Origin of the sequence: Candidatus Sulfurimonas marisnigri (assembly GCF_015265475.1) — a bacterium.
In the GTDB taxonomy this organism is placed as follows: Bacteria; Campylobacterota; Campylobacteria; order Campylobacterales; family Sulfurimonadaceae; genus Sulfurimonas; species Sulfurimonas marisnigri.
Genome location: NZ_CP054493.1, coordinates 1,831,075 through 1,842,596, shown reverse-complemented (window position 1 = coordinate 1,842,596; position 11,522 = coordinate 1,831,075). Strand labels below are relative to the sequence as shown.

The following is an 11,522-nucleotide window of genomic DNA, read 5'->3' as shown; positions in this document are numbered from 1 at the left end:
AAAGACAAGGAAAATAGAATGACAATTATAGGTATTTATGATGGACACAATTCATCAGCATCTTTATCGATTGATGGAGAAATAGTTTGTGCAGTGCAAGAAGAACGTTTTACAAAAAGAAAAAATGAGACTGGTTTTCCATCAAAAGCAATTACTTATATAATGGAAAAGTATCATTTAGATAATTCAAAGATCGATGTTGTTGCAATGGCGACAACTGATAGAACTGATATTAATAATATTCAGTATCCGATAGATGCTGTTTTTGGAATAGATGATTATATAGATATGATGAATGATTATTGGAAGCCAAAATTATCTGGACAAGAATATTCAAAAGATTATGCAAAACAAATATTTGAAGCTAAGTTTAGTAATGAAAAGAATTTTTATGAAATTCCATTAGATTTTTATAATTTGCATCATGATGAATTACTAGTTAAAGTTCAAGAAGTTGTTGTAACTAGTGTTGCTAATTTTATGAATCTTGACAAAGCAAAAATAAAATTTTATGATCATCATACTTGTCATGCTATGTATGGTTACTTTGCAAATCCAAATAAAAAAGATAAAACAATCGCTATTACAGTTGATGCCTATGGTGATGGTAGAAACCAGACTGTTTGGAAAATTGAAAATGATAAGTTTGAACTAATTACCGATAGTAGTCAATGTGAAATAGGAAGACTTTATAGAATGGTTACTTTGTATTTAAGAATGAAACCATTGGAGCATGAATTTAAAGTAATGGGCTTGGCCCCATATGCAAAAGATAAGTACTCTGATGAAGTGGTAAAAGTATTTGAAGAATTATTAGAGTTTGATGGATTAAAGATAGTACACAAAACTAGACCTGCGAATTTATATGAGTTTTTAAATGAAAAGTTAAAATATTTTAGATTTGATAATATTGCTGGTGGAATACAAAAATATACTGAGAATATGTTACTAGAACTATTTTCTAAAGCACAAAAAGAGATTGGATTTTCTAATTTTGTATTTAGTGGTGGTGTGGCTATGAATGTAAAAGCAAATAAAGCTATTGGAGACTTAGAATGTGTTAGTGATTTATTTGTAGCAGGGTCATCTTCTGATGAATCCGAAAGTATAGGGGCATGTTATTTTGCAAATTATGAACATGATGTTAAAAACAAGCCATTAAACAATTTATACTTAGGAACAGAAAATTCAAAAGAAGAAGTTCAAGCATATATTAAAGAAAATAATCTAGATAAAAAATATAAAATTTCGCAAGTAATAAACACAGAGATTGCTGAACTTTTAGCTAAAGGTGAAGTTGTTGCTAGAGTTTCAGGAAAGATGGAATTTGGTTCAAGAGCATTAGGAAACAGAAGTATTTTAGCCAATCCATCTAATCCATCTATTATTCAACACATAAATGAGTTAATAAAAGGAAGAGACTTTTGGATGCCATTCGCAGCAACAGTATTGGATACATATGCTGAAAAATATTTAGTTAATCCAAAAAAATTTGATTCGATATATATGGCGATAGCAATGGATACTAAAAAAGAATTTTTAAAAGATATTAAAGCGGGAACTCATCCATATGATGAAACTATAAGACCTCAGATATTAACTAAAAAGCAAAATAGTGACTATTATGATCTAATAGAAAAGTTTTCAGAAATTACAGGTATTGGATCATTATTAAATACTAGTTACAACTTACATGGACTGCCTGTTGTAAACGATGTGTCAGATGCTATTCATGTATTTGAAAATTCAGGATTAAAATATTTAATTCTTGATAAAATTTTGATTTCTAAAGTTTAATATTTGTATGCAAGACAGCCTAAAAAAAAGATATCTTATTAAATTGTTATCTAATATTGTAAATGGAATAATAAATATAGTGTTGGTAGCGATTGTCCCAAAAGCATTAGGTCCTATAGCCTTTGGGCAGTTTAGTTATCTACAGCAATTTTTTTCGCAATTTATAGCATTTTTAGATGCTGGAACATCAACAGCTTTTTTTACTAAGTTATCGGCAAAATCTAGTCGTAAAGAACTGATAACTTTTTACTTTATTTTCACTTTAGTTCTATTATTTACTTTATTTTTGATAGTTTATTTGTTGAGATATTTTGATTATATTGCATTTTTATTACCTGAGATACCTAATGAATATGTATTTTATGGTGCTTTATTTGGTTTTTTCACTTGGGTTACTCAAGTATATATAAAAATTTCAGATGCTTATGCTCTTACTGTGTCTGTAGAACTAATAAAAATTATGCATAAAATAATAACACTAGTTTTACTTCTATATATGGTGAACTTTTTACCATTTGATCTAAATATATACTTTTATTTTCATTTTATTGCGTTAGTGTCATTTTTGATGATTATAACTATTTTATTTATTAAAAAATCAATATTTTCAAAACAAATACTTGATTTTAAAATAAAATATTTTATATTAGTTAAAGAATTCTTTGCTTTTAGTTCACCATTATTTATGTTTAATGTTATAGCTATTGCTATTAGTTTGTTTGATATATGGTTATTGCAGAAGGTAAGTGGTTCAATTCAAACGGGGTTTTATGGATTAGCATATTCCATAGCTGCTATGTGTTTTTTATTCACTAGTGCAATGACACCCATTATAAGCAGAGAATTTTCTAAATCGTATGCACAAAATGACATGGAACATGTAAAAGAGTTATTTCAAAAATATATACCTATGCTTTATGCAATTTCTGCTTATTTTAGTATATTTATTGCATTTCAAGCTGAAAACCTTTTGCATATCTTTACTGATGAAAAATTTAAAGATGCTTTATTTGTATTGATGATAATGGCTTTTTATCCTATACACCAAACATATGGTCAACTTAGTGGGTCATTGTTTTTTGCACTAGAAGAGACAAAGATATATAGAAATATTGGGCTTATATCCTCCTTATTAGGATTAATTCTAACATATATTTTTATCTATTTATTAGAATTGGGTGCAGTTGGTTTTGCTTGTAAAATGGTTATAATTCAAATTATTTCAGTAAATATACAATTATATTTTAATGTAAAATTTTTAAAAATAAAATTGTCGCCATTTATTTTTCATCAAATAATATCAATATTATTTTTTATTGTACTTGCTTATTTTAGTGCACAGATAGTTTTATTTGAAGAAAGTATATTAGGTAACTTTTTATTTCAGGGAACTTTATATACTATGTTTGTTTTTATTACAGTGCTTTTCTTTCCTTTTATCTTTTCTAGTAATAAAAAAGAAATAATGACATTTGTCTATAGTATAAAACAGAAGCTAAAGAAATCGAAATAATAAATCACTTAGTGATTATTTAGTACAATAATATAATTTTAAAAAGGAAAGAAAATGAAAGGAATAATACTAGCCGGAGGAAGTGGAACAAGACTTTATCCTATAACAAAAGGTGTAAGTAAACAATTAATTCCTATCTATGATAAACCAATGGTATATTATCCATTATCAGTACTTATGTTAGCAGGAATCACAGAAGTACTTATTATTTCAACTCCAACTGATTTACCAAGATTTGAAGAGCTTTTAGGTGATGGAAGTGATTTAGGTATGAAATTTGAATATATAGTTCAACCAAGCCCAGATGGATTAGCTCAAGCATTTATTTTGGGTGAAAAATTTATTGGAAACGATGATGTGTGCTTGGTATTAGGTGACAACATATTTTATGGTCATGGACTTACTAAACTTTTAAAGCAAAGTGTTGAAAATGTAAAAGAACAAAATAAAGCAACTGTCTTTGGATATTATGTTAAAGATCCTGAAAGATATGGTGTAGCTGAGTTTGATAAAGATGGCACTGTTACTTCTTTGGAAGAAAAACCAAATAAAGCTAAATCAAATTATGCAGTAGTAGGGTTGTACTTTTATCCAAATGATGTAATAAAAAAAGCAAAAAAAGTAAAACCAAGTAAAAGAGGTGAACTTGAGATTACTACATTAAATCAAGACTATCTTAATGAAAATAGATTAAAAGTTGAATTAATGGGTAGAGGGTATGCTTGGCTTGATACTGGAACTCATGAGAGTTTACTTGAAGCTAGTAGTTTTATTCAGACAATTGAAAATAGACAAAGTTTAAAAGTTGCATGCTTAGAAGAGATAGCCTACGAAATGAATTATATCTCTAAAGAACAGTTGCTAATGCTTGCTGAACCACTAAAAAAGAATCAGTATGGACAATATCTAATTGCTAGAGCAAATCAAGGTAAGATTTATGATATTTAAAAGAACATCTATCACCGATGTAATAATTTTGGAACCAACTATTCATGGTGATGAAAGAGGTTATTTTGTAGAAACTTTTCGCCAAGATAAATTAGATTTTTTTTTGGGTTATAAAATAAAATTTTGTCAGGATAATGAATCAAAAAGCTCAAAAGGAGTTTTAAGAGGTTTACACTACCAATTAGCTCCATATGCTCAAACAAAATTAGTTCGTGTTATTGCTGGAAAAGTTTTAGATGTTGCAGTAGATATACGAAAAAACTCACCTACATTTGGACAACATGTAGCTGTTGAATTAAGTGGTGAAAATAAAAGACAATTATTAGTTCCACGAGGTTTTGCACATGGCTTTGTAGTACTTGAAGATAATACTACATTTGCATACAAAGTAGACAACTACTATTCTCCCCAATGTGATAGAGGAATAGCATTTGATGATAAAGATTTAAATATTAATTGGCAAATTGAATATAGTGAATTAAACTTATCTCCTAAAGATACAAAACAACCAAAATTATCACAAATAAATGACTTATTTGAATTTGGAGAAAATTATTATGTTTAATATTTTAGTAACGGGTTCAAAAGGTTTTATCGGTAAAAACTTATTAAAGAAATTAAAGAAATTAAATAAAATTAGTGGAATTCATATATTAGAATATAATAGAGGAGATAGTTCTGAGGTATTAGAAAAATTATTAATTAAAAGTGACTTTATATTTCATCTCGCAGGAGAAGTAAGACCTGATAGTAGTGATAAAAATTTTAAAAAATCTAACGTTTCTTTAACAAAAGAAATGATCGAAATATTGAAAAAAAATAAAATAAGAGTACCTATTTTATTGGCATCAACAATTCATGCTGTTTTATTAAAAAATGAATATGGGAAAACAAAAAGAGATTCAGAATTATTAGTAGAAGAATATTCTATTAAGTATAATATAAATTCTTTTATTTATAGACTTCCTCACGTGTTTGGAGAAGGATGTAAAATAAATTATAATTCAGTAATAAGTACATGGATTTATAATAGTATTACTGATAAAGAAATAGTTGTCTACGATAGAAATATTAAGATATGTTATGCATATGTACAAGATATAATAGAAGATTTTTTATATAGTTTAAATAATCAAAAAAAACTAAAACTATATTTAGAGCCAAAACAAATGTTTGAAACAACATTAGGTGAAGTTGTTGATTTTATTAGTGAATTCAAACAAAACGTATTAATGAATAATTATGAAGTTGAAAACAACAGTTTTAAACAAAAATTATTCCAAACTTATAAAGATTATTATAGGAGTTTAGATGAAAAATAATAAAAATATACTACTAACAGGAACAGCAGGATTTATAGGATCAACCTTTGTACCATACTTCTTAGATAAATACCATGATTATAATTTAATAAATTTAGACTTACTAACTTATGCAGGTGATTTAGAAAATCTAAAAGAATGTGAAAATAACCCTAGATATAAATTTATCAAAGGTGATATTTGTAATAGAGAGTTAGTAGAATTTATATTTAATGAATATGATATTAAGGGTGTTATACATTTTGCAGCAGAATCACATGTAGATAACTCTATCAAAAATCCAGGTCTATTTATAGAAACTAATGTAAATGGAACATATATATTAGTTGATGTAGCAAAAAACTACTGGATGAATAAACCATTTGAATATAAATCTGATTATCAAGATTGTAGATTCCATCATATCTCAACTGATGAAGTATATGGAACATTAAATGAAACAGATCTGTTTACTGAAACTACACCTTATGCACCAAACTCACCATATTCAGCTAGTAAAGCTAGTAGTGATATGATTATAAGAGCATATAATGAAACATTTGGCTTAAATACTGTAATTACAAACTGTTCAAATAATTATGGCCCAAAACAACATGATGAAAAACTTATACCTACAATTATAAGAAAAGCTCTAAATAATGAATCAATTCCAATCTATGGTGATGGTGAGAATATTAGAGATTGGTTATATGTACTTGATCATTGTAAAGGTGTTGACTTAGTGTATCATTCTGGAAACTCTGGTGAGACATATAATATTGGTGGAAGAAATGAAAGAACAAACTTGCAAATAGTAGATGCTATTTGTTCTATACTGGATAAAAAAGTACCACAAGAAAAATCTTATAAAGATTTAATTACATTTGTAGAAGATAGAGCAGGACATGATAGAAGATATGCAATAGATGCAACAAAGTTAGAAACTGAACTTGGTTGGAAAGCAGATGAAAATTTTGATAGTGGAATTGTTAAGACTACTGAATGGTATTTAGGAAAATATTATATATGAAAAATTCAGAAAAATTATTTGTATCTAAAAATTTAAATAAAGAATATATAAATATTTTTATTGTAGACTCTTTTTCATTATGGAATAAAAATGCAATTGACTATGATTTAAAAAAAGATTTAGTGCTTACTTTTGATTTTGAATTAAAAGACTATATAAACTCTTTGGGTGGTGAATCTTTTTATATTGATCATCTAATTGATAATACAATAATGCAAAATAATAATTTTTTAATTTATAAATTCTTTACCAACTGGCATTATAATAAAAACAATGAAGATATTTTTACATATAAGGGAATCCCTTTTGGTTTCTCTTTTAGACAAGAGTTTTGGAATGATTTTACTTTTTATATACGTTTATATATAAATTTACAATCTATTTCTAAAATTAATCATAAAAATCTTTATTTATTTTCAAACAACAAATCTATTGAGGAAATATTAGTTGTCCATAAACTAAAATTTTCAAAATATATTTGTAAGGAAAATGAAGATATTAGTTTTTATTTTCCTATTGAACAGTGGATGAATGAAAAGGTTCGAGCCGAAGGCTTAAGAGGATTTTTAAGAAAATATAAAAGTTTGTGTTCCTCAATATATAGTTCTGTAATTATAAATATCGATAAATTATTAACAAAGAAAAAAAATATATTTATACAAGAACATCATCCAACAAAAAAAATAATAAAAAAAATAAGAAATAGTAGTGATAAAAGAGTACTTTTAGAAAATTTCTCACAAAAAACAAATCTTTCTTCTAAGTTTAAAGAACGTACGATTCCGATATTTGGAAAGATTGAGGAATATGATAATTTTGCCAATAGTCTTATTGGTAAATTTTATGAAGAAAAATACCATAAATTAATTTTGGAAGATGGCTCAGATATAAGTGAGTTAGTTTATAAAATTATAATTAATCGAATTGCTCCAAGATTATCACATTTCTTAAGAACCTTAAATAACTGTATAAGATATACAGATAAAAATAAAGTCGACTTAGTTGTTCTTATTGCAAATATAGGTCATACTGCAACTTTATTTGATTTAGTCTGCAAATCTAAGAATATTCCTAGTTATTTAATAATTAATGGATTATTAGGTCCTGAGTACTCAGATGAAGCTAAATATGCAACCATTATAAACTCATACTCAGTAAGTATAAAAGAAAATTATTTTAAAAACATGGAAAATATTGTTACTTTAGGTGATCCAAGAATGGATGATTATGCATGTGAAAATCAAAATAAGATAAATAGAGTGATGCCTGTTATAACTATTGGTACATCAGGATATAATCCTGTTGATTTAAATTCTTATGTAGCGGTTGAATTTGATTTTTTATATGATGTTCTTTTTGCATTGAAAAAGAGTATGAATAAAAATGTTTTGTTTAAAATAAATATAAAAGTTCGTTCAAATGGATATAAAAAGCAGTATGATAGTTTTGTCAAAAAGTATTTTTCAGAGTTAAATATTACTGTTATAGAAAATACTCCAATGAAAACTGTATTGAAAAAAACAGATTTTTATGTATCCATATACTCTCAAACACTTTTTGAAGCTTCTTGTTTAGGAATACCCGTTATATATTATAAAAAGGATAATGAAATTATGATGCCTCCATTTGATAATAATTCTGAACTTGTAACAGTTTCAACAGTTGAAGATTTTATAGAAGCTTTTGATGATTTTCAAAATAAAAATAAAAGATATGACGCATTTTTAGATAGAACTAATATGGAGAAGTATATAGGACCTTTGGATGGAAAAAATTTAGATAGAAATTTACAATTTATATATAAATTATTAAATATAGATGGTCTTAATGCTTAAATTTTTAAAAGAAAGGTTTAACTATTATAAATTAGTAAAAAAATTTTCTACAAGTAAAATATATTTTGATGTAACAGTTGATAAAAAAAGTTTTATTGGTAAAAATACTGTTTTGTTTTCTGGTGTAAATTTATTACACAGTACAGTATCAGATTATACTTACATTCAATCTAATTCCAATATTTTATTTTCAAATATCGGAAAATTTTGCAGTATTGCAAGTAATGTAAGTATAGGGTTGGCAAATCATCCTATGAGTATGATAAGTACAAGTCCTATCTTTTATGATTATACTCAGCCTTTACCTTGTTTTTTTACAAAAGAAATATTATATGATAGTAAGCATAACATTACAAATATTGAATCAGATGTCTGGATAGGGCAAGGAGCTATGATAAAATCTGGTGTAACAATTGGTGTGGGCGCTGTTATCGCTGCAGGAGCAGTTGTTGTTAAAGATGTAGAGCCATACAGTATAGTTGGTGGAGTACCAGCAAAACATTTAAAGTATAGATTTGATGAGAAACTTAGGAATGAGCTTTATTTGTCAAAATGGTGGGAGTTAAGTGATGAAAAAATCATAGGCTTATCTGAATACTTCAGTAATCCAAATTTGATGCTTAACGAAATAAAATGAAAGTAATATATAGTATAATATTACTTTAAAAAGTTTAGAGGGTATAGTATGAAAAATATAGTAGGTAAGTTTTATAATTTACTAAGGATAATAGTAGAACTTAGAAGGATTAATGTAGAAAAAAAACTTAAAAATAGTTTTTTTTCTACATGGATAAAAGTTTTTTTCTTTAATTATTATAACAAAGAGAGTAGCACAGCAATCATCATGGATTATAAAGTGTCTTTTTTAGATTTTGATTTATTTAAATATCTTTATAAAGAAATATTTTTAAGTAACGAGTATTATTTTACTGCTGATAATAAACAGCCATATATAATTGATTGTGGTAGTAATATAGGAATGTCTATATTGTATTTTAAAACAATATATCCTGAATCAAAGATAATTGCTTTTGAACCAGGTAAGGAAACATATGCTTGTCTCTTAAAAAATATTGAAAATAACAACTTAGATAATGTAGCAGCATACGAAGTGGCTCTTTCTGATAAAGAAGGCTTTATTGATTTTTTTTATGATGAAGATGATGTTGGTTCATTACTGATGAGTTCAGTGCAAGAAAGGTTACCAAAACAAAAAAGAAGTGTAAAATCTGAATTATTGTCTAGTTATATAGATAAAGAAGTGGATTTTTTAAAGATGGATATAGAAGGTGCTGAAATGAGTGTAATCACTGAACTTTGTAATTCTGGAAAAATAAAATACATAAAAAAAATGGTAATAGAATATCATCATCATATAATAAAAGGTGTTGATGATTTTTCTAAGATGTTGAAACTTCTAGAAAGTAATAAATTTGGATATCATATTCAAGGGAATTTTTATAATGATATTGAAGTTGAACATTTTCAAGATATAATTATATACGCATATAGAAAGTAGATTCAGATTTATTGTGAATTATGTTATGACTCTTATACAAGCATTTAGAAAAAGATTGTTTTATTTTTTAAATTTTAAAAAATTTAAAAAATTTTCTAAAAGTGCAGTTTTTATAAAGCCAGATATTATACAAGGGTATAAATATATTAGTATCGGCAACAATGTGGTTTTTCAAAGTATGGCATGGATTCTTGCTTTTAAGCAAGATGGTATTGAGCCATCTTTAATCATTGAAGATGGAACAGTTATTGGAAGATTTTCTCACATAGTATCACTTAGAAAAGTTGTAATTAGAAGTAATGTTTTGATAGCAGATAAAGTGTATATATCTGATAATATACATGAATATAAAGATATAAACTTACCAATTATGAAACAACCTATTTTATATAAAGCAGATGTAGAAATAGGTGAGAACAGCTGGATAGGGGAAAATGTTTCAGTAATTGGTGTAAAAATTGGTAAACATTGTATTATTGGTGCTAATTCAGTTGTTACTAAAAATATTCCAGATTATTCGATAGCTGTTGGGAATCCAGCTGTTGTAATTAAAAAATACAATATTCATACACAAAAGTGGGATTCAGCTTATGCAAATATTTGAAAATAAGAAAGTATTATTAATCGCTCCATATTTTAGACATTACCATGGGAAAATTATAAATTCTATCAAAGAATTAGGAGCAGATGTTAAATACTTTCCAGAAGTTATAAACAATAAACTGTTTACAAATATAAGACATAAAACATTCAGCCCTTTAAATAAAAGTTTAGATACCTTGTACTTTAAATATATTTTAAGTGAAGTAAAGGAAAACGAGTATGATATTTTTTTTTTAGTTAGGGGTGAACTGATAAATGAAGTTTTTTTGAAAGCTTTACGAAAGAAATTAAAATCAACTACTTTTATTATGTATCAATGGGACTCTTTAATTCATAATGATTATCTGTCTAAAATTAAATATTTTGATAAAGTTTTAACTTTTGATAAGAAAGATGCAAAAAACATAGGTATAGAATATTTGCCACTTTTTTATACTGACGAGTATGAAAAGTTAGCTAATATATCAAGTGAAAAAAAATATGATATTGTGTTTTATGGAACTTATCACAGTGATAGATTGAAAATTATCAAAAAAATAAATCAAATATGTGAAAAAAACAACTTAAAATTTAAGCATCATCTTTATACGGGTAAAATATATAAATTTAAATTATGGATTAAAGGAGAGCTTTCTAAAAGAGATTTATTTTTTTTAAAAACACACACAGTTTCTTTAAAAGAAATGGTTGATGTTTATAGTAAATCAAGATCTGTTTTAGATATTGAAATGACAAATCAAACTGGCTTAACAATTAGAACGGTAGAGGCATTAGGTGCAAATAAAAAATTATTAACAACCAATAAAGAAATAGTTAATAGTGAATTATATGACAAGAGTTATGTATATGTTTTAGATAGAGATGATTTACATATAGATACTGAATTTTTAAAAATGGAATTGTATGATAGAGGTAAGTATAAAAATCTGCATATAAACAATTGGATAAAAAAAATTTTGAATACTTAAAAGGAATT

At 26.1% G+C, this 11,522-nt stretch carries 11 protein-coding genes; all 11 read left to right on the top strand.

Annotated elements, in window-relative coordinates; translation table 11 throughout:
• The first annotated feature begins 18 nt into the window (after nucleotides 1-18).
• From HUE87_RS09325 to HUE87_RS09275, 11 genes are read left to right on the top strand one after another with little or no spacing between them, the layout of a single operon-like run.
• Nucleotides 19-1,797: a carbamoyltransferase C-terminal domain-containing protein gene (locus HUE87_RS09325; RefSeq protein ID WP_194366083.1), complete on the top strand. Its 1,779-nt coding sequence runs from the start codon at nucleotides 19-21 to the stop codon at nucleotides 1,795-1,797.
• Nucleotides 1,798-1,804: 7 nt separating this feature from the next.
• Complete coding sequence (locus tag HUE87_RS09320) at nucleotides 1,805-3,310, top strand: lipopolysaccharide biosynthesis protein (protein ID WP_194366081.1); 1,506 nt, start codon at nucleotides 1,805-1,807, stop codon at nucleotides 3,308-3,310.
• Between the two features lie 54 nt (nucleotides 3,311-3,364).
• Nucleotides 3,365-4,258 (top strand): glucose-1-phosphate thymidylyltransferase RfbA, encoded by an 894-nt coding sequence (gene rfbA, locus HUE87_RS09315; protein ID WP_194366079.1) that lies wholly within the window; start codon nucleotides 3,365-3,367, stop codon nucleotides 4,256-4,258.
• Nucleotides 4,248-4,823: a dTDP-4-dehydrorhamnose 3,5-epimerase gene (gene rfbC / locus HUE87_RS09310; protein ID WP_194366077.1), complete on the top strand. Its 576-nt coding sequence runs from the start codon at nucleotides 4,248-4,250 to the stop codon at nucleotides 4,821-4,823. Before rfbA ends, rfbC begins: the two co-directional genes overlap by 11 nt.
• Nucleotides 4,816-5,580: an NAD-dependent epimerase/dehydratase family protein gene (locus tag HUE87_RS09305; protein ID WP_194366075.1), complete on the top strand. Its 765-nt coding sequence runs from the start codon at nucleotides 4,816-4,818 to the stop codon at nucleotides 5,578-5,580. The genes rfbC and HUE87_RS09305 overlap by 8 nt, the downstream gene beginning before the upstream one ends.
• Nucleotides 5,570-6,589: a dTDP-glucose 4,6-dehydratase gene (rfbB, locus tag HUE87_RS09300; RefSeq protein WP_194366073.1), complete on the top strand. Its 1,020-nt coding sequence runs from the start codon at nucleotides 5,570-5,572 to the stop codon at nucleotides 6,587-6,589. The genes HUE87_RS09305 and rfbB overlap by 11 nt, the downstream gene beginning before the upstream one ends.
• Entirely contained in the window at nucleotides 6,586-8,424 is a 1,839-nt protein-coding gene (locus HUE87_RS09295) for a hypothetical protein (RefSeq protein ID WP_194366072.1), read from the top strand. Before rfbB ends, HUE87_RS09295 begins: the two co-directional genes overlap by 4 nt.
• Nucleotides 8,417-9,061, top strand: coding sequence for a CatB-related O-acetyltransferase (locus HUE87_RS09290; RefSeq protein WP_194366070.1), 645 nt, complete (start codon nucleotides 8,417-8,419; stop codon nucleotides 9,059-9,061). The genes HUE87_RS09295 and HUE87_RS09290 overlap by 8 nt, the downstream gene beginning before the upstream one ends.
• Nucleotides 9,062-9,109: 48 nt before the next feature.
• Complete coding sequence (locus HUE87_RS09285; protein WP_194366068.1) at nucleotides 9,110-9,943, top strand: FkbM family methyltransferase; 834 nt, start codon at nucleotides 9,110-9,112, stop codon at nucleotides 9,941-9,943.
• 25 nt (nucleotides 9,944-9,968) lie between these two features.
• Nucleotides 9,969-10,547, top strand: a complete 579-nt coding sequence (locus HUE87_RS09280; protein WP_194366066.1) for an acyltransferase — start codon at nucleotides 9,969-9,971, stop codon at nucleotides 10,545-10,547.
• Nucleotides 10,534-11,514 carry a WaaS/CpsH family glycosyltransferase gene (locus tag HUE87_RS09275; protein WP_194366064.1) on the top strand — a complete coding sequence of 327 codons (981 nt, stop codon included), beginning with the start codon at nucleotides 10,534-10,536 and terminating at the stop codon, nucleotides 11,512-11,514. The genes HUE87_RS09280 and HUE87_RS09275 overlap by 14 nt, the downstream gene beginning before the upstream one ends.
• Nucleotides 11,515-11,522 lie beyond the last annotated feature (8 nt).